This is a genomic window from Pseudomonas sp. WT-JTC (genome assembly GCF_056711565.1).
This window is the reverse complement of sequence record NZ_CM160042.1, coordinates 3008576-3023677: the sequence shown is the minus strand read 5'-3', so window position 1 is coordinate 3023677 and position 15102 is coordinate 3008576. Positions and strand designations below refer to the sequence as shown.

Here is a 15102-nt window from a genome sequence, read left to right as displayed (position 1 = left end):
CGGAGTAATGTTTGATGCTCGGCCAACTCCACGATCTGGATCTGCAATTGTTGCGACTGTTTGTCAGCGTGGTGGAATGCGGCGGTTTCAGCGCAGCCCAGGGCGAGCTGGGGTTGAGCCAGTCGAGCATCAGCCAGCAAATGGCCAAACTGGAAACCCGCCTTGGCTACCGGCTATGCAGTCGCGGCAAGGGAGGGTTCAGGATCACGCCCAAGGGCGAACAGCTCCTCAGCGCCACCCGTGGACTGTTCGAGTCCATCGAAGCCTTCCGTCATCAATCCAACGGCGTGGCCGGACGCTTGATCGGCGAAGTGCGCCTGGGTCTGTCCGAAGCCCTCGATCAATCGGTGCTGCAACGGGTGGCCGAGGCGATCCGGCGCTTCCGTGAAAGGGACGAATCGGTGCGCATCGAACTGATCAGCGCCATGCCCGGCGAAATGGAACGCTTGCTGCTGCAACAGCGGCTGGACCTGGCCATCGGCTATTTCTCTCAAGTGCAAAGCGCGTTCGACTACCGCCAATTGTTCATAGAAACCCAGCATCTGTATTGCGCCCCCGGTCACCCGTTGTTCACCAACGCGGCCCCGGACGATGAGGATTTGCAGGCCTGCGACCGGGTCGGTCACCCCTACCGCTTCCTGCGCAGTGACGAGCCCTTTCAAGGCAAGCTGTGTTCGGCACGATCGGAGCAGGTCGAAGGCACCCTCGCCTTCATTCTTTCCGGCAAGCATGTCGGTTACCTGCCCAGCCACTTTGCCCGTACCTGGGAAGACAAGGGTTTGCTCAAGGCCGTGCGGCGCAACGACATGAGTTTCGATGTCGCGTTTCATCTGGCCCGGCACCGGGCACAGGTGGCCGGTGATGCGCAGAAGGCATTCGAAGAGGATCTGCTCGCGGCGTTTGCCTGAATACGCCGTGGTCTACGCTGAAACGGTGCCGGTCATCACCATGCAAAAATGCACAGATAACCTGCACTTATCCGGGTTGTACAAGGCAAATTTGCACTGATACGATCCGTCATCGCTCGCGCGCGAGCATCTCGATAAAGAACAATAAAAGCAGGGAGTTAGTGATGACTGCTCAGGTGTCTTCTCCGGGGACTCAGTCCATGGATGCCATGCAAAACGAAGTGCTGGCCGAGGTTCGCAACCACATTGGTCATCTGACCCTCAACCGCCCCGCCGGCCTCAATGCCCTCACCCTGGACATGGTGCGCAGCCTGCAACGCCAGCTCGACGCCTGGGCCCAGGATTCGCAAGTCCATGCCGTAGTCTTGCGGGGTGCCGGCGAAAAAGCCTTCTGCGCTGGTGGCGACATACGCTCGCTATATGACAGTTTCAAAAGCGGCGACACCCTGCATGAAGATTTCTTCGTCGAGGAATACGCCCTCGACCTCGCGATCCACCACTACCGCAAACCGGTGCTGGCCCTGATGGATGGCTTTGTCCTCGGCGGCGGCATGGGCCTGGTGCAAGGCGCGGACTTGCGCGTGGTCACCGAAAAAAGCCGTCTGGCGATGCCGGAAGTCGGCATCGGTTATTTCCCTGACGTCGGTGGCAGTTATTTCCTGCCGCGCATTCCCGGTGAACTGGGGATTTACCTTGGGGTCAGTGGCGTACAAATCCGCGCAGCCGATGCCCTGTATTGCGGTCTGGCCGACTGGTACCTGGAAAGCGACAGGCTGGGCGATCTGGACGAGAAACTCGACCAGCTCGAATGGCACGACACGCCGCTCAAGGACCTGCAAGGCCTGCTGGCCAGACTCGCCGTTCAGCAACTGCCTGATGCGCCACTGGCAACGTTGCGCCCGGCCATCGACCACTTCTTCGCCCAGCCCGACGTGCCGAGTATTGTGGAACAACTGCGCGAAGTAACGGTCGCCGACAGCCACGACTGGGCCATGACCACCGCCGACCTTCTGGAAACCCGCTCGCCACTGGCCATGGGCGTGACCCTGGAAATGCTGCGTCGCGGTCGGCACCTGAGCCTTGAACAATGCTTCGCCCTTGAGCTGCATCTGGACCGCCAGTGGTTCGAGCGCGGCGACCTGATCGAAGGCGTGCGCGCCTTGCTGATCGACAAAGACAAGACACCACGCTGGAACCCGCCCACCCTTCAGGCGCTGCACGCCGAACACGTGGCGAGCTTCTTCAGCGGGTTTGACCAGAGCGAGAGCTGAGCCATGCACGATATCGAATTGAGCGAAGAGCAAGTCATGATCCGCGACATGGCCCGGGATTTTGCCCGTGGCGAAATCGCGCCCCATGCCCAGGCCTGGGAAAAGGCCGGCTGGATCGATGACGGTCTGGTGGCGAAGATGGGCGAACTGGGCTTGCTGGGCATGGTGGTCCCCGAGGAATGGGGCGGAACCTATGTCGACTACGTGGCCTACGCGCTGGCGGTTGAAGAGATTTCCGCCGGCGACGGTGCTACCGGCGCCTTCATGAGCATCCACAACTCCGTGGGCTGCGGGCCGGTACTCAACTACGGCAGCGAAGAACAGAAACAGACCTGGCTGGCGGATCTGTCCAGCGGCAAGGCCATCGGTTGCTTCTGCCTGACCGAACCCCAGGCCGGTTCCGAGGCGCACAACCTGCGCACCCGCGCCGAACTGCGCGACGGCCAGTGGGTGATCAACGGCGCCAAGCAATTCGTCAGTAACGGCAAGCGGGCCAAGCTCGCGATTGTATTTGCCGTGACCGATCCGGACCTGGGCAAGCGTGGCATCTCGGCATTCCTGGTGCCCACCAGCACCCCTGGCTTCAAGGTCGACCGCAGTGAACACAAGATGGGCATTCGCGCCTCCGACACCTGCGCCGTGACCCTCGACAATTGCACCATCCCCGAAGCCAATCTGCTGGGTGAGCGCGGCAAGGGCCTGGCCATCGCCCTATCCAACCTCGAAGGCGGGCGAATCGGCATCGCCGCGCAAGCACTCGGCATTGCTCGCGCGGCGTTCGAAGCGGCGCTGGCCTACTCCCGTGATCGGGTGCAGTTTGGCAAAACCATCAATGAACACCAGAGCATCGCCAACCTGCTGGCCGACATGCACATGCAACTGAACGCCGCACGGTTGATGATCCTGCACGCCGCACGCCTGCGCACGGCCGGCAAACCCTGCCTGTCGGAGGCCTCACAAGCCAAGCTGTTTGCGTCGGAAATGGCGGAAAAGGTCTGCTCGTCCGCCATTCAGATTCATGGCGGCTATGGCTACCTGGAAGACTATCCGGTGGAAAGATACTACCGGGATGCGCGGATCACGCAGATCTACGAAGGGTCGAGCGAGATACAGCGGATGGTGATCGCCCGCGAGCTGAAGAACTACCTGATTTGATGCCCTGTACCTGTAGGAGCGAGCTCGCTCGCGATGGCGGTCAACGATAACGCTGGGCACCTGAATCAACCCGGTGCCCTTGGGTTTTTCGCGAGCAGGCTCGCTCCTACAGAGATCCAATGTAGGAGCGAGCTTGCTCGCGATGGCAGTCAACGATGACGCGGGGCACCTGAATCGACTCGGAGCCCTTGGTTTTTTCGCGAGCAGGCTCGCTCCTACAGGGATTCAATGTAGGAGCGAGCTCGCTCGCGATGGCGGTCAACGATGACGCGGGGCACCTGAATCGACTCGGAGCCCTTGGTTTTTTCGCGAGCAGGCTCGCTCCTACAGAGATCCAATGTAGGAGCGAGCCTGCTCGCGATGGCGGTCAACGATAACGCTCACCTGAATCAACCCGGTGCCCTTGGTTTTTTCGCGAGCAGGCTCGCTCCTACAGAGATCCAATGTAGGAGCGAGCTTGCTCGCGATGGCAGTCAACGATGACGCGGGGCACCTGAATCTACTCGGTGCCCTTGGTTTTTTCGCGAGCAGGCTCGCTCCTACAGAGATCCAATGTAGGAGCGAGCTCGCTCGCGATGTAGGTCAACGATAACGCTGGGCACCTGAATCTACTCGGTGCCCTTGGGTTTTTCGCGAGCAGGCTCGCTCCTACAGAGATTCAATGTAGGAGCGAGCTCGCTCGCGATGGCGTCAGCGAAAGCGCCGCATCACTTGCCTTGGAACTCCGCCTCACGCTTGGCAATGAACGCCGCCATCCCTTCCTTCTGATCCTGCGTCGCAAATGCCGCATGGAACACCCGGCGCTCAAAGCGCACGCCTTCGGCCAGGCTCACTTCAAAGGCACGGTTGACGCTTTCCTTGACCATCATCGCAATCGGCAACGACTTCTTGGCGATCAACGCGGCGACTTTCAGCGCTTCATCCAACAGCTCATCGCTCGGCACGATACGCGCCACGATGCCGCAACGCTCGGCTTCCACGGCATCGATCAAACGCCCGCTCAGGCACATTTCCATGGCCTTGGCCTTGCCCACGGCGCGAGTCAGGCGCTGGGTGCCGCCCATGCCCGGCAACACGCCGAGGTTGATTTCCGGCTGACCAAATCGGGCATTGTCGCCCGCCAGGATGAAGTCGCACATCAACGCCAGCTCACAGCCGCCGCCCAGGGCGAAACCGTTGACCGCCGCGATGATCGGCTTGCGGCGGTTGGCCACACGGTCGCTGTCGCTGAACAGGTCGTCGATGTAGATCTGCGGATAGGTCAGCTCAGCCATTTCCTTGATGTCGGCACCGGCGGCAAAGGCTTTTTTCGAACCGGTCAGGACGATGCAGCCGATGTTCGAGTCAGCCTCAAAGCCGTCGAGGGCCTGGTTCAGTTCGCTGACGATCTGCGCATTCAACGCGTTCAACGCTTGCGGACGGTTGAGGGTGATCAGGCCAACGCGGCCATGGGTTTCCAACAAAATCGTTTCGTAGTTCACAAGGGACTCCTTCTTATAAATTGCGCGAAATGACCATGCGTTGAATATCGCTGGTGCCTTCGTAGATCTGGCAGACCCGCACGTCGCGGTAGATCCGCTCCACCGGGAAGTCGTTGAGGTAACCGTAACCGCCAAGGGTTTGCAGCGCCGAGGAGCATACCTTCTCGGCCATTTCCGAGGCGAACAACTTGGCCATCGACGCTTCGACCAGCGCCGGCTTGCCGCTGTCACGCAGGGCGGCGGCGTAGTGCACCATTTGCCGCGCCACGGCGATCTGGGTCGCCATGTCCGCCAGGCGGAACGCCACGGCCTGGTGCTCGATGATGGGCTTGCCGAAACTCTCGCGCTCACGGGCGTAGTCGCGAGCCGCTTCGAACGCGGCGCGGGCCATGCCCACCGATTGCGAAGCGATCCCGACGCGGCCGCCTTCAAGGTTGGCCAGGGCAATCCTGTAGCCTTCGCCCTCCTCGCCCAAGCGATTGGCCACCGGCACCTTCACGTCTTCGAAAAGGATCTGGCAAGTGTCGGACGCATGCTGACCGAGCTTGTCTTCGACCCGCGCAACGGTGTAGCCCGGCGAATCGGTCGGCACGATAAAAGCGCTGATACCGCGTTTGCCGGCGCCCGGATCGGTCACTGCAAACACGATCACCACCCCGGCATTGCGCCCGGAGGTGATGAACTGCTTGCAACCGTTGAGCACGTAATGATCGCCCTCCAAGCGCGCGCGGGTTTTCAGGCCGCTGGCGTCGGAACCGGCCTGGGGTTCAGTCAGGGCGAATGCGCCGAGCATCGCGCCGCTGGCCAGCGGCTTGAGGAAGTGCTCTTTCTGCTCATCCGTGCCGTAGTTGAGGATCGGCACACAACCCACGGAGTTGTGCACACTCATGATGGTCGAACAGGCGCCATCGCCGGCGGCGATTTCTTCCAGCGCCATGGCGTAGGCCAGGTAACCGGTGTCGCATCCGCCCCACTGCTCCGGCACCAGCATGCCGAAGAAGCCCAGCCCGGCCATTTCGCCAATGGCTTCCTTGGGAAAGCGATGCTCACGGTCCCACTCGGCCGCGAACGGTTTCAGCCGTTCCTGGGCAAAGTCCCGGGCCATGTCGCGGATCTGTTGTTGGTCGTCATTGGGGATCATGGTGAATCCTTAAAAATGTAATCGCCCCCTGTAGGAGCGAGCTTGCTCGCGAAGGGCCTGAGAGCGCCGCATTCATCCAGGCAGACCTCGTCATCGTTGACGCCCTTCGCGAGCAAGCTCGCTCCTACAGGGACTGCGCAAGTCTTAATACAGGCATTCCACGGCCATCGCCGTCGCTTCACCGCCACCAATGCAAATCGCCGCGACACCACGCTTCAGGCCCTTCTGGCGCAGGGCCGAGAGCAAGGTCACGAGAATCCGCGCACCGGACGCCCCGATCGGATGACCGAGGGCGCAAGCACCGCCGTGCACGTTGAGTTTCTCGTGGGGAATTTCCAGATGAGTCATCGCGGCCATGCCGACCACGGCGAAGGCTTCGTTGACTTCCACCAGATCTACGTCATTGAGCGACCAGCCGGTTTTCTTCATCAACTTCCTGATTGCGCCAATCGGTGCCACCGGGAACAGGCCCGGGGTATCGGCGAACGCAGCGTGGCCATGAATCACCGCCAACGGTTTCAGGCCTTGCTTCTGTGCCTGCGACTGGCGCATCAGCACCAGTGCGGCGGCACCGTCGGAGATCGAACTGGAGTTGGCCGCCGTCACCGTACCGCCTTCACGGAACGCCGGTTTCAACGAAGCGATCTTGTCCAGCTTGGCTTTGGGCGGCTGCTCGTCATTGCTGATCACAACCTGCTCTTTGCCGACCGTCACGGTGAGCGGCACGATTTCGTCCCTGAAGCTGCCGTCCTTGATCGCCTGCTGGGCGCGAGTGGTCGAGGCGATGGCGAACGCGTCCTGGGCTTCACGGCTGAAGCTGTTGGTTTCGGCGCAGTCTTCGGCGAAGGTGCCCATCAGGCGGCCCTTGTCGTAGGCGTCTTCGAGGCCGTCCAGGAACATCGAGTCCTGCACCCGGCCATGGCCCATGCGGTAGCCGGCACGGGCGCGGTCCAGCAGGTAAGGCGCGTTGGACATGCTTTCCATGCCACCGGCGACCACCACGTCGGCACTGCCGGCCACCAGCATGTCGTGGGCCAGGATCGCCGCTTCCATGCCGGAACCGCACATCTTGTTCAAGGTGGTGCAGCGGGTCGATTTATCCAGCCCGGCACCCAGCGCCGCCTGACGCGCCGGGGCCTGGCCGAGGCCTGCCGGCAGTACGCAGCCGAACAGCACTTCGTCGACGCTATCACTGGCGACGCCGGCACGTTCAACCGCGGCCTTGATGGCGGCAGCGCCGAGTTGCGGCGCCGTCAGGCTTTTCAGTTCGCCCTGGAAACCGCCCATCGGGGTGCGGACGGCGCTGACGATTACAATCGGATCGTTGGACATTGTCATGACAAATCCTCCTTATTTGGCGGCCATGCGCAAGGCACCGTCGAGACGGATCACCTCGCCATTGAGCATGCTGTTTTCAATGATATGCCTGACCAGCGCGGCATACTCGCCCGGTTTGCCCAGGCGCGGCGGAAATGGCACGCCAGCCGCCAGGGAGTCGCGGACTTCCTGGGTCATGCCGGCCATCATCGGCGTTTCGAAGATGCCGGGAGCGATCGTCATGACACGGATGCCGAAACGCGCCAGTTCGCGGGCAGCGGGCAAGGTCAGGCTGACAATCGCACCTTTGGACGCCGAGTAGGCCGCCTGACCGATCTGACCGTCGTAAGCCGCGGCAGACGCGGTATTGATGATCACGCCGCGTTCGCCATCGGCGTCCGCTTCGGTTTCCGCAATCGCCGCTGCCGCAAGGCGCAGCATATTGAAGCTGCCGATCAGGTTGACGTTGATCACCTGGCTGAAGCTGGCCAGCGCGTGCGGGCCATTCTTGCCAAGAATCTTCTCGCCACGCACGATGCCGGCGCAATTGACCAGGCCATTGAGGCCGCCAAAGGCCTTGACCGTCGCCTGCACGGCGGCTTCGGCCGCTGCTTCGTTGCTGATGTCCGCCACCACGCTGTGCGCGCCAAGGCGCTGGGCCTGGGCGGCAACGGCTTCGGCGTTCATGTCCACCAGCATCACTTTCGCGCCTGCGGCAACCAGCACCTCGGCAGTGGCTGCACCAAGGCCGGAAGCGCCACCCGTGACGATAAATATCTTGTTCTCGATCTGCATCATTGTTTCCCTGGATTCAAGCTGGAACGTTCTTCGCCGCGGCCTCTTGAGCCTTGGCGATTTCCTGGTTGCGCAAGATAAAGCGCTGCAATTTGCCGCTTGGGGTTTTCGGCAACTCGCTGACAAATTCGATTTCGCGGGGGTAGGAATGCGCCGCCAGACGCTTGCGCACGTGTTGCCGCAGCTCTTCGGCCAACGCAGGTTCTGCGCGGTATTGCGGGCTGAGCACGACAAAGGCCTTGACCAGTTCGGTGCGCTCCGGATCGGGTTTGCCGATCACTGCGGCCTCGACCACGGCCGGGTGTTCGATCAGCGCGCTTTCCACGTCGAACGGACCGACCCGGTAACCGGAGGTGGTGATCACGTCATCGCTGCGACCGACGAAGCTGATGCTGCCGTCCGGGTTCCACTCGACGGTGTCGCCACTCAGGTAATAGTTGCCGACAAAGGCCTTGGTCGGCCCGCCTTCGTAGCCGGCGAACCAGCACATCGGCGATTGGCTGCGGTCGATGGCCAGAATGCCCGGCTGGCCAACGCCCAGTTCCTTGTATTCGTCATCCAGGACCACGATGCGGTGGCCTGGCGAGGCAAAACCGGCCGCGCCCATGTGAATCGGATGTTCAAGGCCGTGGTGGTTGCACAGCACCATGCCCAGTTCGGTCTGGCCGTAATGGTCGTGGATCACCACGTCGAGGTTGTCGGCGAACCAGCGGATCACTTCCGGGTTCAGCGGCTCGCCGGCGCTGCTGACGATGCGCAGCTTGCCCTTGATCGATCTGGCGAATTCGTCGCCGCCGGCAATCAGCAAACGGTAGGCGGTCGGCGAACCGGTGAGATTGGTAATCCCGTACTTGTTGATCACCCGGCAGGTGCTTTCCAGGGTGAACGGGCCATCGTAAAAGGTGATCGGATGCCCCATGGCCATCGGCCCCGTGACACCGAAATAGATACCGTAGGCCCAACCCGGATCTGCGACGTTCCAGAAGGCGTCTTCCGGGCGCAGATCCACCGCATCGCGGGTGTAGCTCTGGAACGCAACGATGGCCTTGAGCGGCACCGACAGGGCTTTCGACGGACCGGTGGTGCCCGAAGTGAACATCAGCAGGAACGGATCTTCCCCGGTCAGCAATACAGGCTCACAGTCGGCGGAATAGTTGGCCAGTTCGGCCCAGAAACTGCAATCGCCACGAACCAGGCCCTGCCCTTTGGGGCCTGTGACGGTCACCGTGGTCGGGCAATCGGCGACTTCAGCCAGTTTCGGCCGGTTCACCGCATCGGTGACCACCACTTTGGCGCCAGAGCAGCTCAGGCGGTGCTCGATGGCTTTGGGGCCGAACGCGGTAAACAGCGGTTGATACACCGCACCGATGCGCCAGGTGGCGAACACGGTGATCAGCAGTTCGATATTGCGTGGCAACAGGCCGGCCACCTTGTCGCCTTTCTTCACGCCCAAGGCCTGCAGGTAATTGGCGAAACGCGCGGCCTTGTCCTGCAGTTCGGTGAAGGTATAGGTCGCACTGGTGCCGTCGCGTCCTTCCCAGAACAGCGCGATGCGGCCCGGCAAGGCATGCCGGTCACAACATTCGACACAGGCGTTGAGGGCGGTCAGATCGCCTGCGAGTGCGGTGTCGACGGTGTGCTGATAATTGAACTGAGAAGTAGCAGACAAGTAATCGCGCATTGCCAGAATCCCTCTGTGTTTCTTATTAGGTTGGGGGAACCGTAATCAACAGGGAAATACTCGCTCTGCGCGGGGTGTCGGGCAATGGTCAAAGTTATCAAGTTGTCTGACTGCTTTGGCCAAAGCCCGCAGGGTATCAAGCGATGAAACGCACCCCGGGTTTGGTGCGTTCGTCCACGGTCAGCTCGAACACATCCGGCCGCGCGTAGTGGCCGACCACGTCATAGTCGTAGCGGGCGCGTACCAGGTCGTCAGTGTCGATTTGCGCGGTGAGCAGACCGGCGCTGTCACGCAACGGTCCGGCGAGGATGTCGCCCATGGGACCTACGATCACACTGCCACCGGCGATCAATGGCCGATCCGCCGGCCAGTTGGCGATGTCCACGCCCAGGGCCTTGGGTGAGGCCTGGACCTGACAGGCACTGACCACGAAACAACGCCCCTCATGGGCGATGTGGCGCATGCTGACCTGCCACATCTCCCGTTCGTCCACGGTCGGCGCGCACCACACCTCCACGCCCTTGGCGTACATCGCCGTGCGCAGCAACGGCATCATGTTTTCCCAGCACACCGCCGCACCGACACGCCCGACCTGGCTGTCGATCACCGGCAGCGTCGAACCATCGCCCTTGCCCCAGATCAGCCGCTCGGTGCCGGTGGGCATCAGTTTGCGGTGCTTGGCCACCAGCCCGGCCTGCGGATCAAAGTACAGCGCGGTGCAGTACAACGTGCTGCCCGCACGCTCGATCACGCCGATCACCAGATTGGCCCCAGTGCGGGCGGACAGCGCCGCCAACGCCTCGGTTTCCGCGCCGGGCACGTCGATGGCATTGGCAAAATAGCGGGCAAAGGCTTCGCGACCTTCCGGCAGGCGATAACCCAATTGCGTACCAAAGCCCTCACCTTTGGGATAACCGCCCAGCAGCGCTTCCGGCATCACCACCAACCCGGCGCCGGATTCGATGATCGCGTTTTCATAGGACAGGATCTGTTCCAGGGTTTCAGCCTTGCCGCCGGGCAATGCGCCGATTTGCAGGGCCGCAACGATTGATTTGGGCATATCGGAAACTCCATTCGCATCAGGTGTTGCTCATTATCCAGCGTCACGCAATCATCAATAAAGACCGACTCACTGCTGAATGATATGAGCCAAATGAATATCACAGACATCGACCTCAACCTGCTCAAAGTCTTCGAAGCGCTGCACGAGGAGTCCAGCGCCAGTCGTGCCGCCTTGCGCCTGGGCGTGACGCAATCGGCGGTCAGTGCAGCACTGCGGCGGTTGCGCGAGGTGTATGGCGATCAGCTGTTCGTGCGCACCGGACGAGGCCTGGCCCCCTCGCTCAAGGCCAATCAGCTCAAGCCGGTGGTCAGCGATGCCCTGAACAAATGCCGGCAGAGCCTGGCGATGGTCGATCCGGCCGCACAGCAGTACGACGGTCGCTCGGTCACTGTGGGAATGTCGGATGATTTCGAAATTGCCTACGGCCGGCGGATGATTGAAGAAATCGCCCGTACCGCGCCGAAGCTGCGGCTGATTTTCCGCCAGACCCACAGCCAGATCGTCGCCCAGGCGTTGATGGAGCGCAGCATCGACCTGGCGATCACCGCGGGCGGGGTTGCCGAGCGGCTGCTCAGCCGTCAGGTACTGGGGGAAGGCGGATACCTGTGCCTGGCGGACCCGTCGAGCCTGGGCGCGGGCCAGCAGAGCATCAGTCTTGAAGAGTTTGTCGCCCGCGAACACATTCTGGTGTCGTCCGGCGGTTTTATCGGGATTACCGACGAGGGGTTGGCCGCGCTGGGGTTGAGTCGGCGGGTGTGCGCCTCGACCACGCACTTTGCCGCGCTGCCGCATTTGCTCAAGGGCAGCCAGGCCGTTGCGACCATTCCGGCTCATGCGGCGCAAAGCATCGCAACGCTCAGCGGACTGGCGTTGCTGCCCTGCCCCTTGGCGTTGCCACGTTACCCGATCGAGCTGGGCTGGCGCACCAGCACCCAACTCGATCCGGTGGTGTTGAAAGTGCGTGAAGCGATTGTCGCAAGTTTCGCGTGACAGCCGATATTACTTGTTGGCGGCCATCAGGCGATTGACTTCACTGCGCACCATGTTGGCGAATTCCGGGGGCGACATACCGTCCAGCTCGGCGCGCACCCATTCCGCCCACTTGCCTTTGCGCTTGGCCCGTTCGCCGAACAACCGCGCGGCCTCACCCTTGGCTTTGCCCAGATTGTTTTGCCAGAGTTCGAACAGACGGGATTTCTCGTCTTCAAGCGCAGCGCGCTCGGCGAGGGGTTTGTCGGCCAGATTGAAGCTCATGGGATTTTCCTGCTGCGTAAAATAGGCGACATCTTACACTGTAGGACGAAATGTCCTGCGCCGGTTTTTCAGCAAGATGGCCTCACTGGGCAAAATAGCTGCAACTTTTCCGACAACCGCAGACTCCATTGTTCACTGTCCACTTACCTGCAAGGAGTACTTCAATGGTCCGCAAAACCACCGCGCAAGCCGCCGAAGACCAAATCAAGGATCTGGCGTTCAGCGAACTTCAACGGCTGATCGAAGAGTCGGAAAAACTGCTGAAAAGCAGCGCTTCACTGGTCGGGGAAGAAGCGGAGACCCTTCGCGGACAAATCGCGCTGAAACTCCGGCAAGCCAGGGATTCGGTAACCAGCGTGCGCGACCGGACGCTGCCCGCGGTCGAGGCCACTGAAACCTATATCGGCGGGCATCCATGGCAAACCGTGGCGATTTCTGCCGGGTTCGGCCTGGTGGTGGGGTTGTTGTTGGGGCGGCGCTAAATACTGGCAAAAACTGAACCCTGTGTGGGAGCGGGCTTGCTCACGAAGGCGGTGTGTCAGCAACCAAGCTATCGGCTGACACGACGCCTTCGCGAGCAAGCCCGCTCCCACAAGGCTGACAGCGTCAGACGCCCGCCAGCTCCCGCAGGTTCGCCAGCGTCTTGGCATCCAGCTCGATGCCGTTGACCTGCGACCTGGCGCGCTGATGATGACGCCGGTCACCCGGCAAGCGCTTCAAGCCGACCCCGTGCATTTGACGCACCAGTTCCTGGCTGCGTTCGGCAAAGCTTTGCCCCGCCGCTTTGCCCGGATCGATCACGATCAGCAATTGGCCAGTCCAGGGCGTCTTGGCGCCAGGGTGGTTCTTCCAGTCGAATTCGAAGGAAAAATTCCCCCCGGTCAGTGCCGCCGCCAGCAGCTCGACCATCATCGACAACGCCGAGCCCTTGTGCCCGCCAAACGGCAGCAACGCGCCGCCCTCGAGAATTGCTTTCGGGTCTGTGGTCGGCTGGCCGAGGCTGTCCACGCCCATCCCTGCCGGCAAGCGTTTACCCTCGCGCGCGGCAATTTGCACATCACCATGGGCAATGGCACTGGTGGCAAGGTCGAAGACAATCGGTTCGCCGTCGGCCCGCGGGGCGGCGAAGGCAATCGGGTTGGTGCCGAACAGCGGCCGGTCGGCACCGTGGGGCACCACGCAGGTCATGCTGTTGACCACACTCAAGGCCACCAGGCCTTCATAGGCAAAAGGTTCGACATCCGGCCACAGCGCAGCGAAATGGTGTGAGTTGCGAATCGCCAGTACCGCGATTCCGGCGCTCCGCGCTTTCTCAACCAACAGCTCGCGTGCGGCCGCCAGGGCCGGTTGCGCAAAACCGTTGGCGGCATCGACCCGCACGAAACCTGAAGCCACATCTTCGACGATCGGAACGGCCTGGCCGTTGACCCAGCCACTTTGCAGCGTGGACACATAACCCGGCATCCGGAACACGCCGTGGCTGTGCGCGCCGTCGCGCTCGGCGCCCGCGCAGTTTTGCGCCAGCACCCTGGCGACATCGGCCGAGGTGCCGTGACGCAAGAAAATCTTCTCCAGCAAAGCGCTCAACGCTTCAAGGGACAGGTATTGCGAGACCGCAGTGGACGCGTGATCGTGTGGCGCAGACATCTGAAGCTCCAGACTAATTATTGGAGGGGGCAACAGCGTACGTAGACCGCCGATTAACAACGCGCCGGGAGCGAGCTGTCAACCCTTCGATTGCGCAGGCTGGCACGAACGCCAGCCGCCCATGCGTTAACTATCTACCGCCTGCGCCCCGGCGCCGATTTTTCGTCTCGACGCTCCTTCCATTGGCGTATTGCGCCGCGCCTCAACGTTGGTCCACCGGGCAGGTCCACGAATTCTCCCATCCGAAAAGAACGCAGCACTCTGGCGAAAAATAAACGCACTTTGATGGGTAATTGCCATGACTGATGTTCTCGCAGACTTCCCCCAAGGTTAGAATGCACGAAATCAGGATGAGCCAATGACCGACCACACGCTCTCGGAAGCCGAATACGACGCCATCACCGATGCCGCAGCGCATTGGTGCATGCGCCTGCACGCCAATGATTGCACTGAGCAAGAGCGCCAGGCGTTCGCGCAATGGCGGGATGCGCATCCGCTCCACGCCTTCGAGTACGAGGCGATGCTGGATATCTGGGATGTTGCCGGGGACCTGCCTTGCCCCGCCCCCGTCATGCCGATGGTTCATGCCAAACCGCAGACGCCCTGGCGCACCATGGGCATAGCGGCTGCCGTGTGTGCCCTGGCGTTACCGCTGGCCGCGTACAGCGGCTGGCACCTGGGCTGGCTGCCCAACTCGTACCAGCATTTCGAATCGACCGACAATGTCCGCACGGTCACCTTGAACGATGGCAGTCAGGTTGAGTTGAACCTGGGCAGCGAGCTGACCTACAGCAACTACAAGAATCAGCGGCAAGTCACGCTGAAAAAAGGCGAGGCGTTCTTCAGCGTCAGCCATGACACTCGTCACCCGTTTATCGTCAAGGCGGCTGAAGGCCGCATACGCGTGACCGGGACCAAGTTCAACGTCTGGATGTATGAAGACCAGGTGAAGGTGAACCTGATCGAAGGCTCGGTGCTGGTCAGCAGCAACGATAACCTGTCCGGCGACGGACTGCGGCTGGGTCCGGCGATGCAGGCAAGCTATCGCCGCGGCGATTTCACTCCGCGCATCAGCGATACCTATGACAACGACAGTTCGCTGGCCTGGCGCCAGGGCAAACTGGTGCTCGACGATCTGGCGCTGGCCGATGCATTGCCATTGATCAACCGTTACCTGGAAAAGCCGTTGAAGATCGCTGACAACAGCACCGGTTCGATCCACATCGGCGGCATCTACAGCATCAAGGAGATCAACGGCCTGGTGAAGTCCCTGCCCCGCGTGCTGCCGGTGTACCTGACGCGCAATGACAACGGCAATCTGGTGGTCAACGCGATTCCGCAAAAGACCCCAAAAAGCTGAAAAGGCCGCAACCCTTGCCGGGTGCGGCC

General features: G+C 61.6%; 14 protein-coding genes. 6 read left to right on the top strand and 8 right to left on the bottom strand.

Translation table 11 applies throughout. From position 1 onward, the window contains the following. Window positions 1-14 precede the first annotated feature (14 nt). The 3 genes from AC06G5_RS13910 to AC06G5_RS13900 all read left to right on the top strand — a co-directional run bounded on the left by AC06G5_RS13910 (window position 15) and on the right by AC06G5_RS13900 (window position 3334). The gene (locus tag AC06G5_RS13910) at window positions 15-908 is read left to right on the top strand and encodes a LysR family transcriptional regulator (RefSeq protein WP_413428833.1); all 894 of its coding nucleotides are present in this window, start codon (window positions 15-17) and stop codon (window positions 906-908) included. Window positions 909-1072: 164 nt separating this feature from the next. Further along, window positions 1073-2179, top strand: a complete 1107-nt coding sequence (locus tag AC06G5_RS13905; protein ID WP_413428834.1) for an enoyl-CoA hydratase/isomerase family protein — start codon at window positions 1073-1075, stop codon at window positions 2177-2179. A 3-nt stretch (window positions 2180-2182) separates the two neighbouring features. Continuing rightward, the gene (locus AC06G5_RS13900) at window positions 2183-3334 is read left to right on the top strand and encodes an acyl-CoA dehydrogenase family protein (protein WP_413428835.1); all 1152 of its coding nucleotides are present in this window, start codon (window positions 2183-2185) and stop codon (window positions 3332-3334) included. Between the two features lie 707 nt (window positions 3335-4041). Here the strand turns inward: AC06G5_RS13900 and AC06G5_RS13895 are convergent. The 6 genes from AC06G5_RS13895 to AC06G5_RS13870 all read right to left on the bottom strand — a co-directional run bounded on the left by AC06G5_RS13895 (window position 4042) and on the right by AC06G5_RS13870 (window position 10809). Beyond that, window positions 4042-4815, bottom strand: a complete 774-nt coding sequence (locus tag AC06G5_RS13895) for an enoyl-CoA hydratase (RefSeq protein ID WP_056724587.1) — start codon at window positions 4813-4815, stop codon at window positions 4042-4044. Window positions 4816-4828: 13 nt separating this feature from the next. Then, window positions 4829-5956, bottom strand: coding sequence for an acyl-CoA dehydrogenase (locus tag AC06G5_RS13890; RefSeq protein WP_480459696.1), 1128 nt, complete (start codon window positions 5954-5956; stop codon window positions 4829-4831). A 144-nt stretch (window positions 5957-6100) separates the two neighbouring features. Then, entirely contained in the window at window positions 6101-7294 is a 1194-nt protein-coding gene (locus tag AC06G5_RS13885) for an acetyl-CoA C-acyltransferase (protein WP_413425695.1), read from the bottom strand. 12 nt (window positions 7295-7306) lie between these two features. Continuing rightward, window positions 7307-8068 carry an SDR family NAD(P)-dependent oxidoreductase gene (locus tag AC06G5_RS13880; RefSeq protein ID WP_413425693.1) on the bottom strand — a complete coding sequence of 254 codons (762 nt, stop codon included), beginning with the start codon at window positions 8066-8068 and terminating at the stop codon, window positions 7307-7309. A gap of 16 nt (window positions 8069-8084) precedes the next feature. Further along, window positions 8085-9749, bottom strand: a complete 1665-nt coding sequence (locus AC06G5_RS13875; protein WP_413425691.1) for an AMP-binding protein — start codon at window positions 9747-9749, stop codon at window positions 8085-8087. 136 nt (window positions 9750-9885) lie between these two features. Further along, window positions 9886-10809 carry a carbon-nitrogen hydrolase family protein gene (locus AC06G5_RS13870; protein WP_413704931.1) on the bottom strand — a complete coding sequence of 308 codons (924 nt, stop codon included), beginning with the start codon at window positions 10807-10809 and terminating at the stop codon, window positions 9886-9888. A gap of 84 nt (window positions 10810-10893) precedes the next feature. Here AC06G5_RS13870 and AC06G5_RS13865 point away from each other — a divergent pair, with 84 nt between their 5' ends. Further along, a complete protein-coding gene (locus tag AC06G5_RS13865; RefSeq protein WP_413425687.1) occupies window positions 10894-11802 on the top strand; it encodes a LysR family transcriptional regulator in 909 nt (302 codons plus the stop codon). 9 nt (window positions 11803-11811) lie between these two features. Here AC06G5_RS13865 and AC06G5_RS13860 read toward each other — a convergent pair whose 3' ends face one another. After that, complete coding sequence (locus AC06G5_RS13860) at window positions 11812-12066, bottom strand: hypothetical protein (RefSeq protein WP_057400121.1); 255 nt, start codon at window positions 12064-12066, stop codon at window positions 11812-11814. Between the two features lie 164 nt (window positions 12067-12230). Between AC06G5_RS13860 and AC06G5_RS13855 the strand changes: the two genes are divergently transcribed. After that, a complete protein-coding gene (locus AC06G5_RS13855; protein WP_413704932.1) occupies window positions 12231-12548 on the top strand; it encodes an ElaB/YgaM/YqjD family protein in 318 nt (105 codons plus the stop codon). A 124-nt stretch (window positions 12549-12672) separates the two neighbouring features. On the opposite strand, the gene AC06G5_RS13850 is transcribed toward AC06G5_RS13855, so the two are convergent. Then, window positions 12673-13713: an Ldh family oxidoreductase gene (locus AC06G5_RS13850; RefSeq protein ID WP_413425683.1), complete on the bottom strand. Its 1041-nt coding sequence runs from the start codon at window positions 13711-13713 to the stop codon at window positions 12673-12675. Window positions 13714-14071: 358 nt separating this feature from the next. Here AC06G5_RS13850 and AC06G5_RS13845 point away from each other — a divergent pair, with 358 nt between their 5' ends. Next, complete coding sequence (locus AC06G5_RS13845) at window positions 14072-15073, top strand: FecR family protein (protein WP_413425681.1); 1002 nt, start codon at window positions 14072-14074, stop codon at window positions 15071-15073. Window positions 15074-15102: the final 29 nt, after the last annotated feature.

What these genes read in the sequence shown, in the direction of transcription:
- AC06G5_RS13845 (WP_413425681.1), top strand. Translation starts at nt 14,072, where the DNA reads ATGACCGACCACACGCTCTCGGAAGCCGAATACGACGCCATCACCGAT.
- AC06G5_RS13860 (WP_057400121.1), bottom strand. Translation starts at nt 12,066, where the DNA reads ATGAGCTTCAATCTGGCCGACAAACCCCTCGCCGAGCGCGCTGCGCTT.
- AC06G5_RS13865 (WP_413425687.1), top strand. Translation starts at nt 10,894, where the DNA reads ATGAGCCAAATGAATATCACAGACATCGACCTCAACCTGCTCAAAGTC.
- AC06G5_RS13900 (WP_413428835.1), top strand. Translation starts at nt 2,183, where the DNA reads ATGCACGATATCGAATTGAGCGAAGAGCAAGTCATGATCCGCGACATG.
- AC06G5_RS13850 (WP_413425683.1), bottom strand. Translation starts at nt 13,713, where the DNA reads ATGTCTGCGCCACACGATCACGCGTCCACTGCGGTCTCGCAATACCTG.
- AC06G5_RS13885 (WP_413425695.1), bottom strand. Translation starts at nt 7,294, where the DNA reads ATGACAATGTCCAACGATCCGATTGTAATCGTCAGCGCCGTCCGCACC.
- AC06G5_RS13855 (WP_413704932.1), top strand. Translation starts at nt 12,231, where the DNA reads ATGGTCCGCAAAACCACCGCGCAAGCCGCCGAAGACCAAATCAAGGAT.
- AC06G5_RS13890 (WP_480459696.1), bottom strand. Translation starts at nt 5,956, where the DNA reads ATGATCCCCAATGACGACCAACAACAGATCCGCGACATGGCCCGGGAC.
- AC06G5_RS13875 (WP_413425691.1), bottom strand. Translation starts at nt 9,749, where the DNA reads ATGCGCGATTACTTGTCTGCTACTTCTCAGTTCAATTATCAGCACACC.
- AC06G5_RS13870 (WP_413704931.1), bottom strand. Translation starts at nt 10,809, where the DNA reads ATGCCCAAATCAATCGTTGCGGCCCTGCAAATCGGCGCATTGCCCGGC.
- AC06G5_RS13910 (WP_413428833.1), top strand. Translation starts at nt 15, where the DNA reads ATGCTCGGCCAACTCCACGATCTGGATCTGCAATTGTTGCGACTGTTT.
- AC06G5_RS13905 (WP_413428834.1), top strand. Translation starts at nt 1,073, where the DNA reads ATGACTGCTCAGGTGTCTTCTCCGGGGACTCAGTCCATGGATGCCATG.
- AC06G5_RS13880 (WP_413425693.1), bottom strand. Translation starts at nt 8,068, where the DNA reads ATGCAGATCGAGAACAAGATATTTATCGTCACGGGTGGCGCTTCCGGC.